General features: G+C 62.9%; 30 protein-coding genes and 1 pseudogene. 13 read left to right on the top strand and 18 right to left on the bottom strand.

The genetic code is table 11. The features are described from left to right. Positions 1-167: 167 nt before the first annotated feature. Together EOA16_RS24730 and EOA16_RS24725 are read right to left on the bottom strand one after the other, a co-directional pair. A complete protein-coding gene (locus EOA16_RS24730) occupies positions 168-896 on the bottom strand; it encodes an anti-sigma factor (RefSeq protein ID WP_127260537.1) in 729 nt (242 codons plus the stop codon). Beyond that, entirely contained in the window at positions 893-1,432 is a 540-nt protein-coding gene (locus tag EOA16_RS24725; RefSeq protein ID WP_013528490.1) for a sigma-70 family RNA polymerase sigma factor, read from the bottom strand. The genes EOA16_RS24730 and EOA16_RS24725 overlap by 4 nt, the downstream gene beginning before the upstream one ends. Before the next feature lie 149 nt (positions 1,433-1,581). Here EOA16_RS24725 and EOA16_RS24720 point away from each other — a divergent pair, with 149 nt between their 5' ends. Next, positions 1,582-3,081: an amidase gene (locus EOA16_RS24720; protein WP_127260536.1), complete on the top strand. Its 1,500-nt coding sequence runs from the start codon at positions 1,582-1,584 to the stop codon at positions 3,079-3,081. A 103-nt stretch (positions 3,082-3,184) separates the two neighbouring features. Further along, positions 3,185-4,078: an acetylglutamate kinase gene (gene argB, locus EOA16_RS24715; RefSeq protein ID WP_013528489.1), complete on the top strand. Its 894-nt coding sequence runs from the start codon at positions 3,185-3,187 to the stop codon at positions 4,076-4,078. Between the two features lie 232 nt (positions 4,079-4,310). On the opposite strand, the pseudogene EOA16_RS24710 reads toward argB, so the two are convergent. Both EOA16_RS24710 and EOA16_RS24705 read right to left on the bottom strand, forming a co-directional pair. Then, positions 4,311-4,976 (bottom strand): annotated as a pseudogene (locus EOA16_RS24710) (magnesium-protoporphyrin IX monomethyl ester cyclase); the annotation flags it as partial. Between the two features lie 268 nt (positions 4,977-5,244). Further along, on the bottom strand, positions 5,245-5,721 hold the full coding sequence (locus tag EOA16_RS24705) for an Lrp/AsnC family transcriptional regulator (protein WP_127260535.1): 477 nt from the start codon (positions 5,719-5,721) through the stop codon (positions 5,245-5,247). Positions 5,722-5,850: 129 nt separating this feature from the next. Between EOA16_RS24705 and phhA the strand changes: the two genes are divergently transcribed. After that, positions 5,851-6,687 carry a phenylalanine 4-monooxygenase gene (gene phhA, locus EOA16_RS24700; protein WP_127260534.1) on the top strand — a complete coding sequence of 279 codons (837 nt, stop codon included), beginning with the start codon at positions 5,851-5,853 and terminating at the stop codon, positions 6,685-6,687. A gap of 22 nt (positions 6,688-6,709) precedes the next feature. Here phhA and EOA16_RS24695 read toward each other — a convergent pair whose 3' ends face one another. The 3 genes from EOA16_RS24695 to EOA16_RS24685 form a co-directional block, all read right to left on the bottom strand. Further along, positions 6,710-8,149 carry a GMC family oxidoreductase gene (locus EOA16_RS24695; protein ID WP_127260533.1) on the bottom strand — a complete coding sequence of 480 codons (1,440 nt, stop codon included), beginning with the start codon at positions 8,147-8,149 and terminating at the stop codon, positions 6,710-6,712. Then, entirely contained in the window at positions 8,146-8,322 is a 177-nt protein-coding gene (locus tag EOA16_RS24690; protein ID WP_127260532.1) for a hypothetical protein, read from the bottom strand. The genes EOA16_RS24695 and EOA16_RS24690 overlap by 4 nt, the downstream gene beginning before the upstream one ends. Before the next feature lie 193 nt (positions 8,323-8,515). After that, positions 8,516-9,277, bottom strand: coding sequence for a GGDEF domain-containing protein (locus EOA16_RS24685; RefSeq protein ID WP_127260531.1), 762 nt, complete (start codon positions 9,275-9,277; stop codon positions 8,516-8,518). A 160-nt stretch (positions 9,278-9,437) separates the two neighbouring features. On the opposite strand from EOA16_RS24685, the gene EOA16_RS24680 reads away from it, so the two are divergent. Continuing rightward, a complete protein-coding gene (locus tag EOA16_RS24680; RefSeq protein ID WP_127260530.1) occupies positions 9,438-10,160 on the top strand; it encodes a pyrimidine 5'-nucleotidase in 723 nt (240 codons plus the stop codon). Positions 10,161-10,259: 99 nt separating this feature from the next. Here the strand turns inward: EOA16_RS24680 and EOA16_RS24675 are convergent, their stop codons facing one another. Beyond that, a complete protein-coding gene (locus EOA16_RS24675) occupies positions 10,260-11,105 on the bottom strand; it encodes an LOG family protein (protein ID WP_127260529.1) in 846 nt (281 codons plus the stop codon). 227 nt (positions 11,106-11,332) lie between these two features. Between EOA16_RS24675 and dapD the strand changes: the two genes are divergently transcribed. The 4 genes from dapD (at position 11,333) to EOA16_RS24655 (ending at position 13,779) form a co-directional block, all read left to right on the top strand. Beyond that, on the top strand, positions 11,333-12,187 hold the full coding sequence (gene dapD / locus EOA16_RS24670; protein WP_127260528.1) for a 2,3,4,5-tetrahydropyridine-2,6-dicarboxylate N-succinyltransferase: 855 nt from the start codon (positions 11,333-11,335) through the stop codon (positions 12,185-12,187). Positions 12,188-12,259: 72 nt separating this feature from the next. Continuing rightward, a complete protein-coding gene (locus tag EOA16_RS24665) occupies positions 12,260-12,622 on the top strand; it encodes a DUF805 domain-containing protein (RefSeq protein ID WP_013528479.1) in 363 nt (120 codons plus the stop codon). Beyond that, positions 12,615-12,992: a DUF805 domain-containing protein gene (locus tag EOA16_RS24660; protein WP_024502086.1), complete on the top strand. Its 378-nt coding sequence runs from the start codon at positions 12,615-12,617 to the stop codon at positions 12,990-12,992. Before EOA16_RS24665 ends, EOA16_RS24660 begins: the two co-directional genes overlap by 8 nt. 13 nt (positions 12,993-13,005) lie before the next feature. Further along, positions 13,006-13,779, top strand: a complete 774-nt coding sequence (locus EOA16_RS24655; protein WP_127260527.1) for a hypothetical protein — start codon at positions 13,006-13,008, stop codon at positions 13,777-13,779. On the opposite strand, the gene EOA16_RS24650 is transcribed toward EOA16_RS24655, so the two are convergent. Beyond that, the gene (locus EOA16_RS24650) at positions 13,682-14,722 is read right to left on the bottom strand and encodes a 2-dehydropantoate 2-reductase (RefSeq protein WP_127260526.1); all 1,041 of its coding nucleotides are present in this window, start codon (positions 14,720-14,722) and stop codon (positions 13,682-13,684) included. The two genes, EOA16_RS24655 and EOA16_RS24650, sit on opposite strands and share 98 nt — an antisense overlap. A 127-nt stretch (positions 14,723-14,849) precedes the next feature. On the opposite strand from EOA16_RS24650, the gene dapE reads away from it, so the two are divergent. Next, positions 14,850-16,043: a succinyl-diaminopimelate desuccinylase gene (gene dapE, locus EOA16_RS24645; protein ID WP_127260525.1), complete on the top strand. Its 1,194-nt coding sequence runs from the start codon at positions 14,850-14,852 to the stop codon at positions 16,041-16,043. 5 nt (positions 16,044-16,048) lie between these two features. Next, positions 16,049-16,684 carry a transporter gene (locus tag EOA16_RS24640; protein ID WP_127260524.1) on the top strand — a complete coding sequence of 212 codons (636 nt, stop codon included), beginning with the start codon at positions 16,049-16,051 and terminating at the stop codon, positions 16,682-16,684. On the opposite strand, the gene truA is transcribed toward EOA16_RS24640, so the two are convergent. The 5 genes from truA to EOA16_RS24615 form a co-directional block, all read right to left on the bottom strand. Beyond that, positions 16,651-17,421 (bottom strand): tRNA pseudouridine(38-40) synthase TruA, encoded by a 771-nt coding sequence (gene truA, locus EOA16_RS24635; RefSeq protein WP_127260523.1) that lies wholly within the window; start codon positions 17,419-17,421, stop codon positions 16,651-16,653. The two genes, EOA16_RS24640 and truA, sit on opposite strands and share 34 nt — an antisense overlap. Before the next feature lie 122 nt (positions 17,422-17,543). Further along, positions 17,544-18,050 carry an N-acetyltransferase gene (locus EOA16_RS24630; protein ID WP_127260522.1) on the bottom strand — a complete coding sequence of 169 codons (507 nt, stop codon included), beginning with the start codon at positions 18,048-18,050 and terminating at the stop codon, positions 17,544-17,546. Then, complete coding sequence (gene fmt, locus EOA16_RS24625) at positions 18,047-19,000, bottom strand: methionyl-tRNA formyltransferase (protein WP_127260521.1); 954 nt, start codon at positions 18,998-19,000, stop codon at positions 18,047-18,049. The genes EOA16_RS24630 and fmt overlap by 4 nt, the downstream gene beginning before the upstream one ends. 42 nt (positions 19,001-19,042) lie before the next feature. Continuing rightward, complete coding sequence (locus EOA16_RS24620; protein WP_127260520.1) at positions 19,043-19,468, bottom strand: type II toxin-antitoxin system VapC family toxin; 426 nt, start codon at positions 19,466-19,468, stop codon at positions 19,043-19,045. Then, on the bottom strand, positions 19,465-19,752 hold the full coding sequence (locus tag EOA16_RS24615; RefSeq protein ID WP_164754375.1) for a plasmid stabilization protein: 288 nt from the start codon (positions 19,750-19,752) through the stop codon (positions 19,465-19,467). The genes EOA16_RS24620 and EOA16_RS24615 overlap by 4 nt, the downstream gene beginning before the upstream one ends. 153 nt (positions 19,753-19,905) lie before the next feature. On the opposite strand from EOA16_RS24615, the gene EOA16_RS24610 reads away from it, so the two are divergent. Next, positions 19,906-20,166, top strand: coding sequence for a hypothetical protein (locus tag EOA16_RS24610; protein ID WP_127260519.1), 261 nt, complete (start codon positions 19,906-19,908; stop codon positions 20,164-20,166). A 3-nt stretch (positions 20,167-20,169) separates the two neighbouring features. On the opposite strand, the gene def is transcribed toward EOA16_RS24610, so the two are convergent. Then, positions 20,170-20,700, bottom strand: a complete 531-nt coding sequence (gene def / locus EOA16_RS24605; RefSeq protein WP_127260518.1) for a peptide deformylase — start codon at positions 20,698-20,700, stop codon at positions 20,170-20,172. 103 nt (positions 20,701-20,803) lie between these two features. Here def and EOA16_RS24600 point away from each other — a divergent pair, with 103 nt between their 5' ends. Next, complete coding sequence (locus tag EOA16_RS24600; RefSeq protein WP_127260517.1) at positions 20,804-22,075, top strand: DNA recombination protein RmuC; 1,272 nt, start codon at positions 20,804-20,806, stop codon at positions 22,073-22,075. A 6-nt stretch (positions 22,076-22,081) separates the two neighbouring features. On the opposite strand, the gene EOA16_RS24595 is transcribed toward EOA16_RS24600, so the two are convergent. From EOA16_RS24595 to EOA16_RS24585, 3 genes are all read right to left on the bottom strand, one after another. Next, a complete protein-coding gene (locus tag EOA16_RS24595) occupies positions 22,082-22,486 on the bottom strand; it encodes a GFA family protein (protein ID WP_127260516.1) in 405 nt (134 codons plus the stop codon). A 61-nt stretch (positions 22,487-22,547) separates the two neighbouring features. Next, positions 22,548-23,513 (bottom strand): cation diffusion facilitator family transporter, encoded by a 966-nt coding sequence (locus tag EOA16_RS24590; RefSeq protein ID WP_127260515.1) that lies wholly within the window; start codon positions 23,511-23,513, stop codon positions 22,548-22,550. 126 nt (positions 23,514-23,639) lie between these two features. Beyond that, entirely contained in the window at positions 23,640-24,449 is an 810-nt protein-coding gene (locus EOA16_RS24585; RefSeq protein ID WP_127260514.1) for a transglutaminase family protein, read from the bottom strand. 211 nt (positions 24,450-24,660) lie between these two features. Here EOA16_RS24585 and EOA16_RS33575 point away from each other — a divergent pair, with 211 nt between their 5' ends. After that, positions 24,661-24,786: a hypothetical protein gene (locus EOA16_RS33575; RefSeq protein ID WP_013528464.1), complete on the top strand. Its 126-nt coding sequence runs from the start codon at positions 24,661-24,663 to the stop codon at positions 24,784-24,786. Positions 24,787-24,897 lie beyond the last annotated feature (111 nt).

Raw genomic sequence — 24,897 nt, 5'->3', positions numbered from 1 at the left:
GAACAAAATCGCCCGAGTTTCAGAAATATTGTGATTTTGATTTTATCCATGGCGCCAGAGGGATTTTTCCGAACATTAGGTCGCCGGCCGACATGCTGTCTATCGGCGTGCTCAGCGAAAGATAGACTTATGATAGTCTGTTGTGATTTTTCAGGCGCGCAGAGCGGTCAGATACTCTTCAGGTCGCCGGCTGCGACCACCGGTCCGGTCGGCTGTCCGGTCGGCGAACCGCCTGACGGCTCGAGGCTGACGGCAAGCACCGCGCCTTGGGCAAGCTTCTGCTGGGCCGCCGGCGAGACGACGATGTGCGCCGTCGACCCGACCGGAATGACGCCCATCGAGACCGGCGGGTTCTTGCCCTCGATCATCCACAGCTCGAAGTCCTTGCCGGAAGCGCGCTCACCGGAGACATGCGACAGGCCGACTTCGTGATGCGCGGCGTCGTAGACCGCAAGATATTTGACATCGCTGCCATCCGCGGCCAGCGAAGCGACGAGGCGCGCCTGCGGCTGCTCGACCGGCGGGTTGAGGACTGGCACGGCGATGTAAATCGCCAGTGCCGCAACCGCGGCTGCGGCAAGTCCGCGCCAGAAGGCGAGGCTGGACCACAGGCCGCCGCGCGATTCGGCGGGCGTGGTCACGGAAGCGGCGGACGCGAACAGGCGGCGATCGATCGCAGGCTTGATCGAAGCCGGCGGCTCGATCTCCAGATAGGCGGCAGCCAGCGGTGAAAAATTGACCTCCCATCCCTCGACAAGACGGGCGAAAACCGTATCCGCATCGATGCGGCGGGAGACGATCTGGCGTCCGTCGGCATCGAGCACGCCGAGAACGTATTCGGCGGCAAGCAGGTCGTCGCCTCCCCGTTCCGGTCCTGTGTCTTCTGCCAGCGTCATCTTTCCAGACATTCTCTGAGTTTCAACAGGCTGCGGCGCAGCCATGTACGCATCGTGTTCAGCGGCACGCCATGGCGCTCCGCCAGTTCGGCATAGCTCTCGCCCTTGAGATAGGCACCCCGGACGGCGGCTGCCCGGTCCTTCTCCAATTCATCGAGACAATGGTGGATACGTTCGGATTCGTCGCCCGCCACCGCCATCGCTTCAGGCCCCGGCGCCGGATCGGCCACGTCGAGCGCGGCATCGATATCGGCGGCGGGTTTGCGCCGCGCTCTGATGCGATCGATCGCATGATTGCGCGCGATTGCCACCAGCCAGGAGATCGGGCTTAGATCGGAAACAGCAAAACGGTCAGCCTTCGTCCATATCTTGACGAAGACCTCTTGCAGCGCTTCTTCCGCATCTCCCCGGTCGTTCAATACACGAAGGCAGACGCCAAAAAGTTTCGCGCTGGTCTGCCGGTAAAGCAGATCGAATGCGGCCCGATCCTTCATCGAAGTCCGAACGATCAGCTTGGTGATGTCCTGCGGCGTCATCTGCGGCAAGTTAGGCGATTGCAATGTATTTGCAACGGAGGAAATAACCTTGTGCACGCCCAAGCCTTGCGTGTCGCCAACCCGGGCCTATCCCTCGATTGCCAATGAAGTCGCCACTGGCTAGCTTGCTGGCGGTGCTGGGGGCGCGCATGTCGGTTGAACATACACTGTGGGCGCAAGACGCGACAGGCCTCGCCAATCTGGTCCGCAAGGGCGAGGTTTCGGCCGTCGAGCTGACCGACGCCGCGATTGCCCGCGCCGAGGCCACCCGGCCCGACATCAACGCCACGGCCGAGCCGCTCTACGATGCCGCGCGGGCGCGTGCGAAGGCCGTCGACCGCTCGCTGCCGCTGGCCGGCGTTCCCTTCGCCATCAAGGATCTCGGCATCGCCATCAAGGACGTGCCGACGCATGGCGGCAGCCGCATTCCGGCATGGCTGGCCGATGTCAATTCGGTGCTGACCGACCGCTATCTCGCTGCCGGGCTTATCCCGATCGTCACCTCGACATCGCCGGAGCACGGGCTTCGATTGATGACCGAATCCAGGGCCTTCGGCATCACCCGCAATCCGTGGAACACCGGTCACACCAGCGGCGGCTCGTCCGGAGGTGCGGCTGCACTGGTCGCCGCCGGCGTCGTGCCGGTGGCGCATGCCTCCGATGGCGGCGGCTCGATCCGCGTGCCTGCCGCCTGCACCGGGCTTGTCGGTCTGAAGACGTCGCGCGGCCGCACCCCGCTGACGCCCCTGGTGAGCGAAAGCTGGTACGGCATGGTCGTCGATCATGCGCTCACCCGTTCGGTGCGCGATTGCGCGCTGCTGCTCGACCTCACCCATGGGCCCGACCTCCTGTCGCCCTATGCCGCGCCGTCGCCGAAGGGCACGTTCGCGGCCGCTGCCGCGCGCGATCCCGGCAAGCTCAGCCTGGCCGTGTATCGCAAATCGCCGCTTGGCCTGCCGATCTCGGACGAGACGCTCAAGGCGCTCGACACGGCGGTGGCGCTTGCTCGCGAGGGCGGCCATACGGTCGAGGAGATCGACCTACCCTTTATCGGCCGCGATTTCTTCGCCGATTTCTGCAGGACGGTTGCCTCCGCCGTCGCCGGCACGATGCGTGCGCAAGCGCTGCGTGTCGGCCGTTCCGTTTCGGGCGACATCGAGCGGGCGACGCGCGTGCTCGCCCGCTTCGGCGAATTGGTGTCGGCCGGCGAAACCTATGCCGACCTGCAGCGGCTGCATGCCGCCTCGCGACGCCTGATTTCGGAAACCGCGCGGTATGACGCCGTGCTGATGCCGGTCATTGCCCACCCGCCGCTTGCCTGCGGCGCCATGGATCCGAAAGGCGCCGACGAACTCATCGAGAACCTGCTCGACAAGCTTCATCTGACGCCCTTGCTGAAGCTGAAGCCGTTCTTCGGCCAGTTGATGGACAAGAGCCTCTGGTTCACCCATTGGCCTGCGATCCAGAATGTCAGCGGCCAGCCGTCGATAGCCCTGCCGGTCCATGTCACCGACGCCGGCCTGCCGATCGGCATCCAGGCTGCGGGCCGTCCGGGCGACGAGGAGACGCTTTTGTCGCTCGCCGCGCAGATGGAGAAGATCTCGGGTTGGTTGGGCCGCAGGGCGCCGCTGATGGTGCCGACACGATGACGAGGTCGTGAAGCGCTCGAATATGACAGCAAAGCCATTTGCGGGCGGCGCCAATTCCCGCTAAGACGCCGCCGTCCTTACCGATCTCCAGGGAACCAAGCCGATGACGGAAATAACCGCCACCGCCGAAATGCAGGCAGCCCTGTTGTCGCGGGCGCTGCCCTACATGCAGCGCTACGAGCACAAGACGGTCGTGGTGAAATATGGCGGCCACGCTATGGGCGATATCGAACTCGGCAAGGCCTTCGCCCGCGACATCGCGCTCCTCAAGCAATCCGGCGTCAACCCGATCGTCGTCCATGGCGGCGGCCCGCAGATCGGCGCCATGCTGGCCAAGATGGGCATCGAATCCAAGTTCGAGGGCGGCCTGCGCGTCACCGACCAGAAGACGGTCGAGATCGTCGAAATGGTGCTGGCCGGTTCGATCAACAAGGAGATCGTCGCGCTGATCAACGCCGAGGGCGAATGGGCGATCGGCCTATGCGGCAAGGACGGCAACATGGTGTTTGCCGAAAAGGCCCGCAAGACCATGATCGATCCGGACTCCAACATCGAGCGCGTGCTCGATCTCGGCTTCGTCGGCGAGCCGGTCGAGGTCGACCGAACCTTGCTCGATCTTCTGGCACGCTCCGAAATGATCCCGGTGCTGGCGCCGGTGGCGCCAGGCCGCGACGGCCACACCTACAACATCAATGCCGACACCTTCGCCGGCGCCATTGCCGGCGCCTGCCAGGCGACGCGCCTGCTGTTCCTGACGGACGTGCCGGGCGTGCTCGACAAGAACAAGAAGCTGATCGACGAGCTGACCGTGGCCGAGGCCAAGGCGCTGATCAAGGACGGCACGGTGTCGGGCGGCATGATCCCCAAGGTCGAGACCTGCATCGAAGCGATCGAGCGCGGCGTCGAAGGTGTCGTCATCCTCAACGGCAAGACGCCGCATGCGGTGCTGCTGGAACTGTTCACCGAACACGGTGCCGGCACGCTGATCGTGCCCTAGGGTGTATCGAGATTCAGGTGATGCCGGCCTGCAAACGGTAGCTTCCTGCGCTTCCGGTGCTCACGTACAAAAGTACGCTCCGCTCCGGCTCTCGGAATCCACCGTTTTCGGCTCGTCCTGACCTGAATCTCGATACACCCTGAGCGACCGGTGGCTCATTCCACCGGCAGCCCCGTTGGGCGTGCCATACGCTGCGTCGGAAATTCTGGTGGTTTTCGTGTGGATGGTGAGTAAGCATCGATTCCTCCTCGGCGTCCTGCGGCTCGCCCCAGAATTCCGCCAGCGTCGGGCCGTCTTTTACCCTGATGTCGCGGACCAGAAAGCCCCAGACCTCGCGGAACCAGACGCGGCGGCCCATCTGTGTGTACCAGCGCATCGAATGGCGCTGCTCGGGATCCTCGTAGAACAGGATGCGGGCCAGCGCCTTCGGCCGTGATTGCACCGCCAGCTCGATCAGCTTGACGCTGAAGAACAGCATCCAAGGTTTCAGCCGCGTCATCTGCAGCACCTGGTGCTTGTAGTCCCACAGGCGCGCATCCTGCTGGATCACCTTGCGATCCCGCGCGATGCGGAAGAACGGCGTCCAGCGATGCGGCGTCACATACAGCGCCTGGATCTGGTCCGGGTCGTAGGCGATCAGTTGACGAAAGCCGCGCCACAGGTCGCGAAATCCTTCGTCCTCGAAGCCGGCCACCCAGGTTGCCATGGACAGGATGCCGTTGAGGCGCAGCAGCCTTATCGCTTCGCGGTCGGATGAGGTGCTGCCGCCCTTGCGGATCAGTTGAAGCGTCCGTTCGTCCGTGTTTTCCATGCCGAGCAGCCAGCGGATGACGCCGGCCTCGCGGTAAAGATGCAGGATGTCGGCGTCGCGTACGATGTCGTCGGCGCGAGTCGAACCATCGGCCCGAACTCGGCGTCGACGAGTCGTACTTCGTGCCCGGCATCGATCAGCGGCCCGCCGATCGCCAGCAGGTCGAGCGGCGGCAGGTGATCGTCGGGCACGCGGCTGCCGATTGCGGTGTGCGGCGGATTGATCAGGACGATTTTCATGGCGGACCTCTTGGGCAGTTGATCCGCGCAAGCTGGCCGGCGATATCGACGCGTGCTTGGCCCGTTTCAGCAGTTTGCGTGCAGCTTTTCCCCAAGGAGTGCGAAGGGAGGCATTGTCATCGCCTGAGATGCCCGAGCGGCACATGGCCCGGCCCCTTGATGTTCTGCAGCACCAACTGCGTGTGGACGTCGCGCACGCCGTCGAGCCGCATCAGCCGGTGCATGACGAAGGCGTTGAGTTCGTCGACCGACGGCACCATGACATGCAGCAGAAAGTCATGGTCGCCGGTCATCGTCCAGCACGAGGACACCTCGTCCATGCGCTGCACGGCGGCGATGAAGCTTTCCGGCGAGCCGTCGCTGTGGCTGACGAGGCGAACCTGGATGAACACCTCGACCATCAGGCCGACCGCGCGACGGCTGATCACCGCGGCAAATCCCCCAATGATGCCGGTCTCCTGCAGCGCCTCGAAGCGCCGCGCGCACGGCGTCGTCGACAGGCCGATCTCTTGCGCCAGCTCGGAAACCGGCTTGCGCCCGTCGCGCTGCAGGACATCGAGCATCTTGATCTCGAAATCGTCGAATTGAGGCATTTTCACTCCTTGTTGGGAATTTCTGAGTGAATATTATCCCGATTTCTGAACTCCAGCCATCATCAAAACCGATTTGCCTCCGCAAATCCGCTTAGCCTTCAGCCATTCATGATTTGCGAGGAGAAAAACATGACGACGATGAGCGTTGCCGAATATGCCCGCGACTGCGCGGCGCAAGGATTGCGCGGCGACTACTCGGTCTGCCGTGCCGATTTCACCGTGTCGCAGGGTTACGATTACAGCGAAGAAGAGCAGGCGGTGTGGCGCACGCTGTGCGACCGCCAGACCAAGCTGACGCGCAAGCTCGCCCACCATTCCTATCTCGACGGCGTCGAAAAACTTGGCCTGCTCGACCGTATTCCCGATTTCGACGAGGTCAGCGCCAAGTTGCGCAAACTGACCGGTTGGCAGATCGTCGCGGTGCCGGGGCTCATTCCCGCGGCCCCGTTTTTCGATCATCTCGCCGATCGCCGCTTCCCGGTCACCAACTGGCTGCGGACCAGGCAGGAACTCGACTACATTGTCGAGCCCGACATGTTCCATGACTTCTTCGGCCACGTGCCGGCGCTGTCGCAACCGGTGTTCGCCGATTTCATGCAGATGTATGGCGAGAAGGCCGGCAACATCATCGCGCTGGGCGGCGACGAGATGATTTCCCGGCTCTACTGGTACACGGCCGAATACGGCCTGATGCAGGAGGCCGGCCAGCCGCTAAAGGCCTTTGGCGCCGGCCTGATGTCGTCGTTTACCGAGCTGCAGTTCGCGGTCGAAGGCAAGGACGCCCACCACGTGCCCTTCGACCTGGAAACGGTGATGCGCACCGGCTACGAGATCGACAAATTCCAGCGAGCCTATTTCGTGCTGCCGTCCTTCGACGCCTTGCGCGATGCCTTCCGGACCGCCGATTTCGAGGCGATCGTCGCCCGCCGCAAGGACCAGCCGGCGCTTGACCCGGCGACGCTCTAGGCAGCACGTTGCCCTGTAGCCGTCAGGCGGTGACCACTTTGCTCAGATGCTCGCCCAGCCGGCAGGCCAGCGCGGTGATTGTCGTCGTCGGGTTGCATTGACCCGACGTGCAGAACACCGAGGAGCCGCCGACATAGAGATTGTCCATGCCGTGCACCTTGCAGTTGGCGTCGACCACGCTCTTGCTGATGTCGGTGCCCATGCGCGTGCCGCCCATATGGTGATGGCCCGCCGTTTCGTCATCGGTCGGATAGTCCTGACCATTGCTGATCCAGTCGGCAATGCGCACGCGGCCGAGATCCTTCTCGATCAGCGTCTTGCCGAACAGTCTGAGCCCTTCGAGAAGGGTGCGATGTTCCAGTTCGGATTTCTTCCAGTGCAGCTCGATGCGCGGCACGCCGGCATGGTCGACATCTGTCTTCGACAGCTCGATCTGGTTGGAGGCCAGCGGCGCCTGTTCCCAGGCGACATAGAGCTGGGCAGCGCAGCGCAGTCTCTGGCTGAGCTTGGAGGACATCCACTCGGCCATGTCGGGCGCCGTGCAGGCGAGGTCGGCGATAAGGCTCTTGACGCCGGGATATGGCGTCTCGATCAGCCGGATGCCGAAATTCATGATCTGCAGCCGCTCCATGGCGGTAAGTGTCGGCGAGAAGAAGGCCTCGTTGACGGCATCGACCTCGAACGCGTTGTAGTTGGCCAGGATGGCATTGCCGCCCTCGAAGGTCGGATGTTCCATCCAGTAGCGGCCAAGCGCCATCGCATTCGGCACGACGCCGCCGTTCGAGCGCTGGTTCGACCACAGAAGCAGCCGCGAATTCTCCAGCCCGCCGGTGCAGACGATGAAATAGTCGGCACTGAAGGAGCCGGCATCCTGCCCGTTCGACCACAGTCTGGCGCCCGTCACACGTTTGCCGTCGCCGGCAAGTTCGGTGGCACAAGTGTTGAGCACCACCGCAATGTTCGTGGCTTTGTCGAGTTCATCGCCGAACTTCTCGGCGAAGCGCACGGCCGGGCTCTTGATCAGCTGCACCCAGCGAATGTCGTCCGAGATCGGCATATCGGGCCGGAGGGCCGGAAGGTCGAGAATGTCGCGCACTTCCGGCAGATAGGGTTCGATGTCGGTGCGGCGGATCGGCCAGCCCGTATCGGGTACCCAGGCCCTCGGCTCGAAATCCTGCTTGTCGAGCACACGACACCAGCCTGCCCAGTGGTTGGAACTGCCGCCCATGAACCGCAGCCGGGTTATGTCGAGATCGAAATAGAAATCCCCGACCGTGCTGCCCCGGTAAAAGTCCTGCGACTCGTCGCTGAATTCGCGCGGACCGGCCTCCATCACCACCACCGGAATGCCGGCCGCGCCCAACTTGCGGGCAATGGTCGTGCCGGCCGGACCGGAGCCGAGGATGCAGACCTTCGGGCTGAAATTCGCGGCGCGATACGCCTCGTAGCTGTCGAAGATCATGCCAGGTCGCTCCGTTTCAGGATCCAGCCATTGACCTCGACGATCTCGTTCGGGTCGGGCTTTGGACCGGCGGCATCGGCATCAGGCAGCTTGCGGAACAAAGACAGAGCAGGCAATGCGATCAGCGCCTGCACGAGCGCGCGGCGTGACATTTTTTTGATGAAGAAACTCATGGCTGTCTCTCGGCTGGGCTTCGGCACTGCATGGCGTTCCCAGAACGGCAATTCCCGGAACGACACATGCATCACCGTGGAAGCCAGTATCGTGCCAAGTCTGGCCGCAAAGCAGTGAAAACCCGGCTAAACGGCGCAACCGAGTGCAAACAGCGTTAGAATTTCCTTAACGGGCGGGTTGTGGCGGATCGGATCACGCCGCCGCGGAGATATCCGTATCTAGGATCGTCAGGTTTCGGCCCTGATGCTTGGCCTGGTAGAGGCGCCGGTCGGCGGCGCGCATCAGCTCCGACACACTGGCTTCCTCGCCGCAGATGGTGCCGCCGATGCTGACCGTGAGCGGAATGGTCCGCTCGTCGACGGGCCGGAAGCGGATCAGCTCGACTTCGCGGCGAATGCGCTCGGCGACGCGCTTGGCCTCCTGCTCGGTGGCGCCGATAAGGAAGGCGCCGAACTCCTCGCCGCCGATGCGGCCGAGCACATCGCCGCTGCGCACGCCGCGCTGGATCGCGCTGGCGATCAGAAGCAGCGCGTCATCGCCGGTCAGGTGGCCAAAATTATCGTTGATCTTCTTGAAGTGGTCGGCGTCGATGATCAGCAGCGCGCCGCGATCGGACTTGCGGCGCGAAGCGTCGAGCGCGGCAAAGAAGCTTTCCCGGTTGAGCATGCCGGTCATGTCGTCGCGGCTTGCCTTTTCCGCCAGGCGGCGATGCGCGGCAGCGAGCTGGGCATGGGCGCGGGCGAGGTCGCGATGCGCGTTTTTCAGCCTGTCGCTTTGCCAGAAAGTGCTTGCGCTGGCGACCCATGCCAGCACCAGCGGACAGAGCGTGGAGGTCAGCCAGATCGTGCGGTTGACCGGAAATCCCATCGCCGGAACGATGATCAGGGTCAGCAGGAGAGAGGCCGCGACAGAGGCGAAAGCAACGGCGGCGGATCTCAGTATTATGCTGTTCATCGCTTGCTCCCACAAGACTGCCTCTCTGCCAGCAAGCCCTGAAGGCCACCTTTCCCGGATGCATAAAATTTTAATCGTGACGCGATTTACGCAACCTCAGCGAGCAGAAGTTGTGGATAAAGTCTCTTTCAGGCGGCCCGTTTCATGCCATAAGGATCGCATGACCACGCTCCCTGACCCCGCCCGCTTCGCCCATGTCACCGATTGGGTGTTCGACCTCGACAACACGCTTTATCCGCATCATTCGAACCTGTTCTCGCAGATCGACGTCAAGATGACCGCCTATGTCGGCGAACTTCTGGCGCTGCCGCGCGACGACGCGCGCAAGCTGCAGAAGGAACTCTACCGCGAATATGGCACGACACTGAACGGTCTGATGACACGCCATGGCATCGACCCCGACGATTTCCTCGAGAAGGTCCACGACATCGACTATTCATGGCTGGTGCCAGATCCCGTTCTCGGCACCGCCATCCGGCAGCTTCCGGGCCGCAAATTCATCTTCACCAATGGCGACCGCAGGCACGCCGAGCGCACCGCGCGCCAGCTCGGCATCCTCGACCATTTCGACGACATCTTCGACATCGTCGCCGCCGGGCTCAATCCCAAGCCGGCGCGCCAGACCTACGAGAAGTTCGCCGAACTCCACGCCGTCACCGGCCACAATGCGGTGATGTTCGAAGACCTTGCCCGTAACCTCTCGGTGCCGAAGTCGCTCGGCATGACCACTGTGCTTATCGTGCCGCGCAATTTCGAGCCGACCTTTTCCGAGATCTGGGAGCGCGACCCGGCCAATGAGGATGATGTCGATTTCGTCACCGACGATCTGGCGGGGTTTCTGACGGCGATTGTGGAGGAGGGGGGAGGGGAATTGGGGAATTGAAGAAATGAAGAAATGAAGAACTGACGAATTGGGGATCGATCCGAACGCAGAGCCGCAATCCCCTCATTCTTCAATTCTTCAATTCCCCGACTCCCAGCCCTACTCCCCTAACTTGTAGAACCGGCTGATGATCTCCCAGGCTTCGTCGGCGGTGTCGACGAAGTCGATGATGTCCTGGTCACCGGGGCTGATCGTGCCTTGCTCGGCGAGGAAATCGAGATCGATCGCCCGCTTCCAGAAGGATTTGCCGAACAGGATCACCGGCACGCGCTCCATGCGCCCTGTCTGGATCAGGGTGAGCGTCTCGAAGAATTCGTCCATCGTGCCGAAGCCGCCCGGAAACACCGCGACCGCCTTGGCGCGCATGACGAAATGCATCTTGCGGATAGCGAAATAATGGAAGTTGAAGCAGAGCTCCGGCGTCACATAGATGTTCGGCGCCTGCTCGTGCGGCAGGACGATGTTGAGGCCGATCGACGGCGCGCCGACATCGTCGGCGCCGCGGTTTCCCGCTTCCATCACGCCGGGCCCGCCGCCGGTCACCACGACATATTCGCGGTAATAGGAGGTAGCCGACTGCTGCGAGCAGAGGCGGGCGAATTTGCGGGCTTCCTCGTAGTATTTGCTGTTCTCCTCGAGGTTCTTCTTCTGCGTCTCGTTCTTGGCTGCCCAGGCCTCGCCGCCGGGTTCCGGCAGGCGCGCGCCGCCGAACAGGATCACCGTCGAGCGAATGCCGCGTTCGGCCAGGATCATTTCCGGTTTCAGGAGTTCGAGCTGCAGCCTGACCGCGCGCAACTCGCGCCGCGTCATGAAGTCAGGATCGTTCCAGGCGAGCCGGTAGGTTTCGGCACGTGTCTGCGGCGTGTCCGGTACGCTCTTCGACCGCTCCAGATCCTCGTCCGAATGCGGCAGCGGCGTCCACCCCGCCTTTTCCATAGGAGTCATCAGATTACCCGTCCAAATTCCCTTGACTGCGTCGTCCCATGACGCAGGCGCGATTGACCCCCATTGAGCCTTAACATAAGCAGGTTCCGCAAAAGTGTCCGGCGGTTTTGCGACAAGAACCTGCTACATGCAAAGACCCAGGCAGGCAAAGCCTGCCAAGAGGTCCGCGCGACTTTCAAAACAGGTTAAGGCGCAGCCTCTTAACAGCTTGGTAATGGAGCGAATTCATGTCGAAGCCCGATCTGGCGAGCCTCGAAAAGACCATCGAGAAGGCCTTCGAGGAACGCGACGCGATTTCGACTGAGACGCGCGGCGAAACGCGCGATGCCATCCAGTCGGCGCTCGACCTGCTCGACCGCGGCGCCGTCCGCGTCGCCGAGCGGCAGGCCGACGGCAAGTGGCATGTCAACCAGTGGCTGAAGAAGGCCGTGCTGTTGTCCTTCCGGCTCAACCCGATGGAGATCATCAAGGGTGGTCCCGGCGAAGCGGTGTGGTGGGACAAGGTGCCGTCGAAGTTCGACGGCTGGGGCGCTGTCGATTTCGAAAAGGCGGGCTTTCGTGCCGTGCCGGGGTCGATCGTGCGTCGCTCGGCCTATATCGCGCCGGGCGCCGTGCTGATGCCTTCCTTCGTCAATGTCGGCGCCTATGTCGATACAGGCACCATGATCGACACTTGGGTCGGGGTAGGCTCCTGTGCCCAGATCGGCAAGAACGTGCATCTTTCCGGCGGCGTCGGCATCGGCGGGGTGCTGGAGCCGATGCAGGCCGGCCCGACCATCATAGAGGACAATTGCTTTATCGGCGCGCGCTCGGAAGTGGTCGAGGGCTGCATCGTGCGCGAAGGCTCGGTGCTCGGCATGGGTGTCTTCATCGGCCAGTCTACCAAGATCGTCGACCGCGCCACCGGCGAGATTTTCTACGGCGAAGTGCCGCCGAATTCGGTGGTTGTCGCCGGTTCGCTGCCGGGCAAGCCTTTTCCGAACAACGAGCCTGGCCCCAATCTCTACTGCGCCGTCATCGTCAAGCGCGTCGATGCCAGGACCAGGTCCAAGACCTCGATCAACGAATTGCTGCGCGATTGATCTTTGCGCAAAGCGAGCGCACCTTCCGCCGGCGCGACAATCGGTCGCGCTGGTTCAATATGGAGGGGTGACATGGACTGGAAATATCTGCTCACAAGCTTTGATGGCCGCATCAACCGTGGCAAGTTCTGGGCCGCGATTGGCGTTTTCATCGTCATTGGCATAGTTGCCTTCATTCTCGATGCGATCCTCGGTACACGTATCACCACCGCCAGTGGCGCCCAGATCGGCATCATCGGCATTCTCATCGCTCTGGCCTCGATTTATTTCGCACTCGCAGTCTACGCCAAGCGCTGGCATGATCGCGGCAAGTCGGGCTGGTGGAGCCTGATCATGCTGGTGCCATTGATCGGCCCGATCTGGTTTCTGGTGGAATGCGGCATTCTCGAAGGCGCCAGGGGCGCCAATCAATATGGACCGGACCCGCTTGCCTGACAGATCAGATCTCACCTGGCTTTTCTTCAAAACCTCGGGCCGCGTCAGTCGCGCGGCCTATTTTCTTGGCGGATTGCTCGTCGCCATCATCCAGGCCTTCCCGCTCTACCGCTTCACGCTGGTGCCGGAAGGTTCGGCCGAGAGCAACATGTGGTCGTTCATCTTCTTCGTCGCCTTCATCGCCTCGCTGTGGTCGAACATCGCCTTGGCGGTGAAGCGGCTGCACGATTTGGACAAGCCTGGCATTGCCGCGCTGATCCTGTTCGTGCCGGTGGTCTCGATCGTAGCCTTCCTTGTCTTGTGCCTGTTTCCGGGGCAGCCTGGACCCAACCGCTATGGCCGGCGCACCAACGAGCCGGCACAACCCTGAGGTTCGATCGGACATGCGCTACCGTACGCTTGATCCGAAGCTGATCATCGAGACGGCAGAACTGCTGGAGACGCGCGTTGCGGAGCGCTTTCCCGATGCCGGCCTGCGCGGCGTTGCCGCCGAACTGGTCTCGCTGTCGCGCGATCTGGCACAGGGCGCCAAGGCCCTGGAAGCGCCGATCTGGTGGCTGCGCGGCCTCATCGTCGCCGCTGTCGTTGCCGGCGCATTGATGTTCATCTTCGTCGGCACCGTCCTGCCATTCGACCGCATTTCCAAACCCGGTGATGCCGTCCAGTCGGTGCAAGGCATCGAAGCTTCGCTCAACATGTTCATCCTCGCCATTGTCGGATTTCTCGCCTTGACCCGCTCCGAGGAGCGCATCAAGCGCAAGCGGGTCTTTCGCCAGCTGCATGGCCTGCGCTCGCTGATCCACGTCATCGACATGCACCAGCTGACCAAGGATCCGGCGGCGCTGTCGGCCGATTTCAAGCCGACGTCGCATTCGCCAGCCCGCATTACCAATGCCGCCGACCTGGCCCGTTACCTCGACTATTGCTCCGAAATGCTGTCGATCACCGGCAAGATCGCCGCATTGTTCGCACAGTCAGTCAATGACGACGTGGTCATCGACGGCGTCAACGACATAGAGAACCTGGCGTCCAACCTGTCGCGGAAAATCTGGCAGAAGATCACGTTGATCGACGGCCGACCGGTGCAACAATCTGCTCCGGCGCCAGGCCCGGCGAGCCAAGCCGCTCCGCTTCCGCCGCGCGCACCAAGGCGGTGATCCGCTGAACCGTGGGCACCGGCGTGCCGGCTTTTTCCGCCAGCCGCAGGATGGCGCCCTGCAAGTCGTCGATCTCCGTCGGCCGGCCGCGCTGCAAATCGTCCCACATTGATGAGCGCGCCTGCGGGTCGATCGCCAGCATGCGCCGAGCCAGCAGTCTGAACAGCCAGTCCGGCAGCCCGAGCACTTTCGGCAGCAGCGCCGGCCGCAGGCCGGCGATCCGCGCCGGCTCGATGCCGGTCGCTTTCATCGCTCTCAGCGCCTCGTCGATCTGGCTGGCCAGGATCAGCCGCCAGCGCCGATCGGCCAGTTCGGTCGCCAGCGGCAGGTCGGAAAGCGCCACCAGCGCGTTGTTCAAATTCATCAGCAGCTTGCCCCACAGCACAGCCTTCATGTCGCGATGGGTTTCGATCGCAAACCCTTGGACGCCAAGCAGGTCGGCCAGGCCCGCGACGCCATCTTCGACCATTACCGTGCCGGCGCTGGCGCGGTGCACGCGCAGCGGCAGCTCGCCATCCGGGGACTGCACCACATTGAACGGCACCATGCCGGCCAGCACCGTACGTCCGGCAAGTCCAGCGCGCAGCCTGTCGGCATTGTCGACACCGTTCTGCAGGCTGACCACCAGCGCCTCGGGAGGGGCATGGGCTTTGATGAGATCCGCCATATCCTGCGTCGCGCCGCTCTTGACCGTGACCAGAATCACTCCCGCCTGCGGCAGGGCGGCGGCCGGATCTGCAGTGACGACAAGTGCCTCCGGCTTGATCGAGCGGTCGCGGCCCTCAAGGTCGCTGACCCGCAATCCGTCCTGCCGCAACGCTGCCTCAATGCGCGGCCGGGCCAGCAGAATGACCTCTCGGCCGGCAAGCGCCAGGCAGCCGCCGGCATAGAAGCCTATGCTGCCGGCACCGGCTATGACGATCCGTTTGTCCTTGTCTGCCATCCTGTCGCCCGCGCCGGGTCGCAACTATACGACATGAAAACCATAATATCGGCGGTATCGCCAGCCATGAGGCTGGCCTCCATGTCTGGCCGTGACAGGCCCTGCGCTTTCGACTATCGCTTTTGCCATGACGCTGCCGACCGATCCTGCCGAAAACCTCGCCGCCCTTATCCGTTGCGCTTCGGTGACGCCCGCTGAGGGCGGCGCGCTGACCGCGCTGGAGACGATGCTGAAGCCGCTCGGCTTCCTGGTCGACCGGCCGGTGTTTTCCGAAGACGGCACGCCCAACATCGAGAACCTCTATGCGCGACGGTCCGGCAACGGCCCGCATCTGATGTTTGCCGGCCACACCGACGTGGTGCCTGTCGGCGACGAAGCCGCCTGGACGCATCCGCCCTTCGCCGCCGAGATCGCCAATGGCGAGATGTATGGCCGCGGCGCCGTCGACATGAAGGGCGGCATTGCCTGTTTCATCGCCGCCGTGGCGCGCCATGTCGAGGCCAATGGCGGTCCGAAAGGCTCGGTCTCGCTGCTGATCACCGGCGACGAGGAAGGCCCCGCGATCAACGGCACGGTCAAGCTGCTCGAATGGGCGGCTTCCAGGGGCGAGAAATGGGATGCCTCCCTCGTCGGCGAGCCGACCAATCCGGACGCGCTCGGCGACATGATCAAGATCGGCCGCCGCGGCTCGATGTCCGGCGCCGTCACCGTCAATGGCCGCCAGGGCCATGTCGCCTATCCGCAGTTGGCCGACAATCCGGTGCGCGGGCTGATGAGCCTGGTCGATGCCTTGCTGCATCCGGTTTTCGACAAGGGAACCAGGGATTTCCAGCCAACCAATCTGGAGATCACCTCCATCGATGTCGGCAACCCGGCCACCAATGTCATCCCGGCCAAAGCGACCGCGACCTTCAACATTCGCTTCAACGACACCTGGACGGACGAGACCTTGCAGGCCGAAATCCACAACCGGCTCGACCAGGCAGCCAGGCGCAAGAAGTACCGGCAGGGCAAGAAGACGCCGGTCGACTACGAGCTCGTCTGGCGCGACCGGCCGAGCCATGTCTTCCTGACCCATGACGACAGGCTGATCGAAACGCTGCGCGGCTCGATCAAGTCGGCGGTCGGCAAGGAGCCGACCCTGTCGACCTCCGGTGGCACGTCCGACGCACGTTTCATCAAGGACTATTGCCCGGTGGTCGAGTTCGGGCTGGTCGGCAAGACCATGCACATGGTCGACGAGCGCGTCGCCATTGCCGACCTCGAGACGCTGACGCAAATCTACCAGCGCTTCATAGAAGACTGGTTCGGACAGGGCTGAGCAGCATGCTTTCGGCGGACGAAACCCAAGCTTCGCTGACGGGCGCCTGGCGATTGATGCTCGGCAAGGCCGACGGCCTGCGCCTGCTCGACCTGTCGGCCGACGGCTTCTGGAATTCCTTCTTCGCCATTGTCGTTGCAGCACCGGCGCTGATCGTCGGCTGGGTCGGCATCGCCAACGAAATCGGCGATCCCGACGCCTTCGCGGGGCGCTTCAGCATGCTGGTGCGCCTGGCGACGGTCGACATCGGCTCCTGGGTGCTGCCGCTGGTTGCGCTCGCTTTGATCGCGCCGCGCGCCGGCATAGGCGGCCGCTTCGTCCACTACGTCGTTGCCAGCAACTGGGCTTCGGCCATCACCGCCTGGCTGATGCTGCCCTCGGCGCTGATCCGGCTTTTCCTGTCGTCCGCAAGCCAGGTTTCGAGCCTTGTGTCACTGTTCCTCTTTGCCCTTTCTATGGTGCTGACCTGGCGCATGACAAATGCCACCATAGGCAAGGGCGCAGCGGTCGGCACCGCCGTTTTCGTCGGCATGTTCATCGCGTCGCTGCTGGTGCTGTTCGGCCTGCAGACGCTGCTCGGCATCACGGTGCCGGACGATGTCGGAGTTCAGAGCCTTTCCGGGCTCGTCTCGACTGGATAATCGACACCGGTGAGAAACAGCCCGTCGGGCGGCGCCACTTGGCCGCAGGCGGCGCGGTCGTGCGACTCGAGCGCTGTTTTAAGGTCGGCCGCGCTCCAGCCGCCGTCGCCGACACGCTTGAGCGAGCCAACCATCGAACGCACCTGGTTGTGCAGGAACGAGCGCGCCGAAGCCCTGACCTCGATCATGTCGCCTTGTCGGCTCACATCGAGCCGTTCAAGCGTCCTGATCGGGCTGTTGGCCTGGCACTGGGTCGAGCGGAAGGTGGTGAAGTCATGCCGTCCGAGCAGAACTTTCGCCGCTTCGTGCATGGCGCCGGCGTCGAGCCGCTTCGGCACCCACCACACCTTGCCCTTGTCGAGCGCGGCCGGCGCACGGCGATTTAGGATGCGGTAGAGATAGTGGCGGCCGATGGCCGAGAAGCGGGCGTCGAAGCTGTCGGAGACGACCGTCGCTTTCAAGATGGCGATGCGCGCCCCGGCCGCCTGCAAATGGGCGTTGACGGCATCGCGCACCTTGTCGCCCGGCCACGCCTTGACGAGATCGACATGCGCCACCTGCGCTGTCGCATGCACGCCGGCATCGGTGCGGCCGGCGGCGCGCAGCCTGATCGCTTCGCCGCAGAATTTTTCGATCGCATGCTCGATCGCCTGTTGCACCGAAGGCTGATCCGCCTGGTGCTGCCAGCCGGCAAACAGGCTGCCGTCATATTCGATGTCGAGGCGAAAACGCGGCATTTGCGGCTAGAGCTCTCGCCTCGAGCAATTCCAGGAAAAGTGCGAAGCGGTTTTCCGTCCGGAATTGCGTTAAAACAAAAGACGTAGGGCAGTTCGCCGTTTTGGTGAAACGGTGGACTGCTCTACGCGGCGAGTGCGGTGAAGGCGGAAGCGTAGACCAACTTACCGGCTTCGGGAGCGTCGCCCCAGGCCAATGCCTGCAGCGCTTCGCCCTGGTATTCGCTTTCGAACTTTTCGGCGCGGGCATGGCTGTAGCCGAAACGGCCGTAATAGGCCGGATCGCCCAGCACCACGGCCAGCGTTTCGCCGCCATCCTTGAGGCGGATATGCGCCTCGCGGATCAGCGCGCCGCCGATGCCGCTGCCATGGAACGAGGGCTCCACCGCCAGCGGCGCGAGCGCCACGGCAGCGAAGGTCTTGCCGCCATTCTGGACGAACAGCCGCGAAAACAGGATGTGGCCGACCACCTGGCCGTCCTCTTCCGCAACCAGTTCGGCAACCGCGTCGCCGCCGGTCACCAGCGCGTCGACCAGCCCGGCCTCCGCCTGCTGGCCGAAAGCGTGTTCCTCGACGAGGCGGATGGCCTCGCGATCCCGCGGCGTTGCCGCGCGTATCGACATCATGCTCATGAGAATTTCAGTCCTTTTTCGATCTTGGCCCCGCGCAGGAATTCCGACGCGGCAGCGGGCTTTCCGCCCGCCCGTTGAACTTCGACCAGCCTGATCGCGCCTGCCCCGCAGGCGACCGTCAGCCGATCATCGAGAATTCCTCCCGACTCGCCCAAATCTTCCGAAGGCAACAGGCCTTGCGACAGCGTCGAGCGAAGCAGTTTCAGCCGCTCCTGGCGGCCGCCAATTCCTATCTCCGACCAAGCGCCGGGAAAGGGCGACAGGCCGCGAATATGATTGTGGACCTCACTTGCTGAGCGAGTCCAGTCCACGCGAGTCTCGGATTTATCGATTTTCTTGGCGTAGGTCACCCCATCCACAGCTTGTGTGGTGAATGTCAGGGTGTTCCCTTCCAATCGCGCCAGCGCTTCCACCATCAAGGCAGCACCGACACTCATCAACCGATCATGCAGATCGCCGGCTGTCATATCGGGTTCGATGGCGCATTTTTCAACCAGCCCGACCGGACCGGTGTCCAGCCCCTCTTCCATGCGCATCACCATCATGCCGCTTTCCAGGTCACCGGCCATGATGGCGCGCTGGATCGGCGCGGCACCGCGCCAGCGCGGCAGAAGCGACGCATGGCCGTTGATGCAGCCGAGCCGGGTCGCCTCCAGAACCGCCTTCGGCAGCAGCAAGCCGTAGGCGACGACCACGGCGACATCGGCCTGCAAGGCACGGAAGGCGGTCTGTTCGGCCTCCCCTTTGAGCGAAACCGGCGTCCGCACCTCGATGCCCAGTCGCTCCGCCTCGCGCTGCACCGGCGACGGTGTCAGCTCCAGCCCGCGCCGTCCGGCGGCGCGCGGCGGCTGGGTATAGACGGCGGCGATGTCATGGCCGGCCTCGGCGATCGCGCGCAGCGTCGGCACCGAAAACTCCGGCGTGCCCATGAAGATGACGCGAAGCGGCATTTTTCTTCCGATATCCTGTTTCTGCTCACGACGTGCGCCGGCTCAGGCATCCGCTTCAAACGGGTTTATGATCTTCAGGTCAAGGCCGTCGAAGTCGCGAACGTTGCGCGTGGCGAGCGTGGCGTCATGGGCCAGACAAATCGCGGCAATCATGGCGTCAGAAAGGCTGATCGGGCGCTCGATCTTTTCCCGCGTTGCCCGCAGCTTGCCGGCAAGTCGAGGAATAGAACCGGAAAATTGCACGACACGACCGGCGAATTGCTGCGAAATCAGCTGATCGAGCACGCGAACATACCGGTCTGATCCCGTCTTGTTCAAAAACCGTTCGGCCCCGAAAGACTGCTCCATGACAACCGGCCCGCACATATAGAGTGCGAGAAGATCCTGTTTGCGGAACCAGGCGGAAACATTCGAATCTGGCACAGGCTTGCTGGCTTCGGAAACTATATTGGTGTCGAGGACGATCACTCGAAATCCTCGACCGGATGACCGAAGTCACGTTTCCCCTCTGCTTCGATCTCGTCCATTATCTCGGAAAATTCATCACCGATTGCATCCTCAGCAGCGAACGCCGAACGAATGGCATCCCACGCGGAAAGTCCCGGCTCCGGTTTGGCTTCTTTCTCCGCGACCATGCCTTTACGCAAGAGATCGATCGCCTTGCCCGACAGGCTCTGGCCGCCCTTGCGCGCCGCGTGTTCGATTTCGCGCTTCAAGGGTTCAGGAATGTCTCTGATCAGCATGTCGCCCATAGCCACCTCTATGCATGATATCAAGGATATCATCGTCAAAGCCTTTGATCAACAAGAGCTCCAATCATTCACCCCTGCCACCGAGAGAGTTCGTTAACTCTACACCTATAATTTGGGCATATAATTTCGAGCACCTATCCCTAGGAGCCTCATATGCAGCCCGATCAAAAGCCTTTTGGGAAACGCAATCCACCCTTTGCCGAACTCAAGAAGGTTGAAGAGCAATACGAGAAAGGCAAATTGTCGAGGCGAACGGAAAGTAATGTCGTCGTCTACGTCAAGCCTCTGGTAGCAGGGGCGATCGTCATGGTTTTGTTTTTCTCACCGGAATCTCGTGCGCTCGCAATCGAAATCGGCGCGAAGGGAATCGAGATAGGTAAAGAATGGGTTCTGCGCGGGTTACTACTGGGGTAGATCCTATCCCGCCAGCTTGCCCGGCGCCTTGTCCCTGGCGAGCTTCTTGAATTTCTTCACCACCATGTCGCGCTTCAGCTTCGAGATGTGGTCGATGAACAGGACGCCGTTGAGGTGGTCGATCTCATGCTGCAGGCAGGTCGCCATCAGGCCCTCGGCCTCCATCTCCTGCAATTTGCCGTCGCGGTCGAGATATTTGACCCGCACGGAGGCCGGGCGTTCGACCTCGGCGTAATAGTCCGGGATCGACAGGCAGCCTTCCTCGTAGACGGAGCGCGCGTCGGCGCTTTCGAGGATTTCCGGATTGATGAAGACATGCGGCGCCGGCGTCTCGTCTTCCTTGGCGAGATCGATCACCAGCATGCGCAGCGGCTCGCCGATCTGGATTGCCGCCAAACCGATGCCCGGTGCGTCATACATGGTCGCCAGCATGTCGTCGGCTAATCCGCGCAATGGCGCGTCGACACGCTCCACCGGCTTGGAAACCTGGCGCAGGATGGGGTCGGGAAGGATGATGAGCGGCTTGATCAGCATGGCGTTCCACCTAAGACCTCCAGCGAAAAGCGTCAACCATTGGGCTTGAGGCTCGTTCACGTTTTGATCTGTGCTATCGCGACGAATCGTCTATGCTGTCCACATGAATGATTTGAGCACCATCCTTTCGGAGCCTGTTGCCCGGCTTGGCGCCACAACCATCACGCTCGGCCACGCGCTGGCCTTCGGCGCTTTGCTGTTTCTGACCCTGTTCGTGGCGCTGGTCATTGCGTTGTGGCGGTCGGCGAAGGCGCGCGCCGTGGCGGCCGCGGAAGCCGCCGATCATGCCCGCGATGCCGAGGCGCGGATGGCCGGCATTCTGCAAAGCCAGGCCGAGATGCAGGGCCGCATGGGCGCTATCGCGGAAGTGTTCGGCGCACGCCAAGCGGAGCTGACGCAATCGATCGGCCAGCGCCTCGACGCCATGACCGGCCGCCTCGGCCAGACCATGACCGAGCAGACGAAATCGACGCATGAGAGCCTGGCCAAGTTGCAGGAGCGGCTGGCGATCATCGATGTCGCGCAGGGCAACATCCAGTCGCTCGCCGGCCAGGTCGTGCAGTTGCAGGCGATCCTCTCCAACAAGCAGACGCGCGGTGCTTTCGGCCAGTCGCGCATGGAGGCGATCGTTGCCGACGGCCTGCCGCACGGCGCCTATGAATTCCAGGCGACGCTGTCCAACGGCAGCCGTCCCGACTGCCTGGTGAAGATGCCGAACGGCGCACCGTCGCTGGCCATCGACGCCAAGTTTCCGCTCGAAGCCTGGAACGCCATCCGCGCCGCCGACGGCGCCGACCTGCAGAAGGCCGCCTCGCAGGCCTTTCGCCGCGACATCGAGATCCATGTCCGCGATATCTCGGAAAAATACCTGATCCAGGGCGAGACGCAGGACACCGCCTTCATGTTCGTGCCCTCGGAATCGGTATTCGCCGAGATCCACGAGAATTTCGAGGCGATCGTGCACAAGGCGCACCGTGCCCGCATCGTCATCGTCTCGCCGTCATTGCTGATGCTGTCGATCCAGGTCATCCAGGCGATCCTCAAGGATGCCCGCATGCGCGAACAGGCGCACCTGATCCAAGGCGAGGTCATCCGGCTGATGGAGGATGTTGCGCGTGTCGACGAGCGGGTGCGCAAGCTGCAGGTGCATTTCGGCCAGTCGGCCAAGGACATCGACGACATCCTGGTTTCGACGTCGAAGGTCACCAAGCGCGGCCAGAAGATCGAGGCGCTGGAATTCGGCGCGCAGCCCGACGGCGATGCCGCCGCGGACGCCGCGTCACGGGCTCCGGTGGCGAAGGTCGAACCCGGCCCGCGCGTTGCCGAGTCGAAAACCGGACAGCTCAGGCTGAGGGTTGTCGAAGGCGACGACTGAACAGCACTACTGCTCCTCTATGGTGGTCATGCCCTGAAATTCAGGCAGCCAGTGCAGCGCCGAGCGGTGCCACTTCTGCTGTGTCGGGATCAGATCCTGGCGCTGCCGCGCGGTCCCGACGCGAATTCCATAGACCTTCGGACCATCTCCGACAGACGTGGCGTAAAGATGCGAACCGCAGTCGGCGCAAAAGGCCTGGGTGCGCTTGGCGCCGCTTGCCACGATCTTGATGTAGATTTTAGGCGTGCCCTTGGTGATGCGGTAGTTGCTTTCGGGCGCCGGAACCGTCAGGCGAAAAGCCGTGCCGGTCAGTTGCTGGCAATCCGTGCAGTGGCAGATCGTGGTCTTTTCCGGATCGACCTCCGCCTCGTAGGTGATGGCGCCACAATGACAGCCGCCGTCTATTCTCATCTTCGTTCCTCCAAAGTCCCGTCAATCTAGCGGGCCAAGGCCGTGAGGCAATGGGGCGGCGCTAGTCCAGGGTAGGATCGGATGCGGAATCGATCAGCCTGCGCCGCTGCTCCCAGGTGCCTGACGTCTGCGGCTTGACGAACAGCCGAGTGATCTCCGGCATCTCCTTCTTCAGCTGCGCTTCCAGCCGCTCGACGCAAGCTTCGATCTCGGGCGCCGTCAGATGATCCTCGAACTCGATGCTGAGCCCGGCGACGATCTCTGTCGGCCCCATATGGACGGTCAGGACGCCGTTCGCCCGCTGCACCGCCGGATCCTGCTGGGCGATCGCCAGCACCTTCATCTGCACCTCGGGCGATGCCGGCTCGCCGATCAGCAGGCCCTTGCTTTCGCGGGCCAGGAAGATCGCCGTCGCGCCGAGGATCAGCGCGATGCCGATCGAGGCGGCGCCGTCGAGCTCCGGCATCTCTAGCAGTTCCGCCGCCAGGATGCCGGCGAACGCGACGATCAGGCCGAGAAGTGCTGCGCTGTCCTCGAACAGCACGGTGTAGACACTCGGGTCCTTGCTCGATTGCACGGCCCGCAGCCAGCCCTGCTTGCCCTTCTGCTTGCGGAACTCCCTCAGCGCGACCAGCCAGGAGCTGCCCTCGAACAGAAAGGACAGGCCAAGAACGATGTAGTTGACCTTGCCGTTGGCGACAGGCTCCGGCGCCATGATGTGGATAACACCTTCGTAGAACGACACGCCGGCCCCCAGCGCGAAAACCAGAAGCGCGACGATGAAACTCCAGAAATAGAGCTCTCGGCCGTGACCGAGCGGATGTGTCCGGTCAGCCGGGCGGGCAGCGCGATGCATGCCGTAGAGCAGCAGGCCGCCATTGCCGGTATCGACCAGCGAGTGCACGCCTTCCGACAGCATCGCCGAACTGCCGGTGAAGAAGGCGGCGGCGAACTTGGTCACCGCGATGGCCAGATTGCCGGCCAGTGCCGCGTAGATGACCGTTTTTGAGCCGCCATGCCCGGCCATGGTGAGTTGTCCCCGTTCGATGCGCACCCAGTCTAACGGCCAGACGGCAGAAGCTCCACAGGCATCACAACGCGCGAACCGTCGTTAAAGTGCTCGGTCCAAAGACCGGCGGACAGAAGACGGCGGCTAGTCGACGATCTCGCTGGTCCACACCTTGAAGCCGGCAAGCGTGCCCGGCCCGAAAATATGGGTCAGCGGCACGTCGGCGGCGTCGCGGCCGGAGGCGATCAGGATGCGGCCGATGCGCGGCGCGTTGTTGCGCGGGTCGAAGACATGCCAGCGGCCGCCGAGATAGACTTCCATCCAGGCGCAGAAATCCATGCTCGCCCATGGCTTCGGCATGCCGATGTCGCTGATGTAGCCGGTGCAATAGCGCGTCGGGATGTTGAGCGCCCGGCAGAAGGTGACGGCGAGATGCGCATAGTCGCGGCAGACGCCGCTCTGTTCGCGATAGGCTTCCGCCGCGGTGCGCGTCGGCCGCGCATTGCCGTAGTTGAAAACGATGTGGTTGTGGACGAAGTCGCAGACGGCCTGTACGCGGGGAATGCCTAGCGGCGTGTTGCCGAACAGCCGCCACGCCTCATCAGCCAGAAGGTCGCTCTCGCAAAACCGGCTGGGCAGCAGGAACAGCAGCGTGTCCGCGGGCAGGTCGCGCACCTCGTGCTGCCAGGCCATCAGGTCGCCCATCTCGAAAGTGCCGGGATCGCGGATCACCGCGTCGGTGCCGAAGGTGAAACGCCCGGGCGGCGCGACGAACCGGTTGCACCAATTGCCGAAACTGTCGCGATAGCTTTCGATCGGCACCGGCGGATTGGAGATCAGGAAATCCGGCCGCTCGAGATCGGAGGCACGCGAATAGTGGACATTCAGCATCGCGATGAGCGGCGTTTCCTGAGGAAAGTCGAAGCTCATCTCGCAGCCGATGTGAATTCGCATTGTCGTCCTGACGGCCTGCCTGACGATCACCCGGCGAAGGCACGGGTTGATGCTGCAGTGCGAAAATGACCATGGCATGGACCGCCATGGTTTACGAGCAAATTAGAAACCGGTTGAAAGCGATCCGCCGATGGCGGCAGCCGTCGCTAACCCCTTGCGGTCGGGCGGTTCTCTTGTTTCACTTGGCTTCCCACATCAGGAGGAACGAATCATGGCTAAAGGTGCGATGAAGGCAGGCAAGGAAGCCCGCAAGCCAAAGAAGGACGCCAAGAAGCCCGCTCCGGCTCCCGCGCTGAAGGCGCCGCCGGTCAAGGCGATGAAGCTCAAGGACAAGTAGGTCCGGCGATCCATTTCGCAATAAGATTACGGCCGGCGACACTGTTGCCGGTCGCTGTTGATCGCGCGCCCGAAATTCCTATATTGGCGTGGCGGGGGTGAGCTCTCCGTT

Source organism: Mesorhizobium sp. M7A.F.Ca.US.008.03.1.1, from assembly GCF_003997495.1.
Classification (GTDB): Bacteria; Pseudomonadota; Alphaproteobacteria; order Rhizobiales; family Rhizobiaceae; genus Mesorhizobium.
This window is presented reverse-complemented; position numbering and strand designations above follow the sequence as displayed.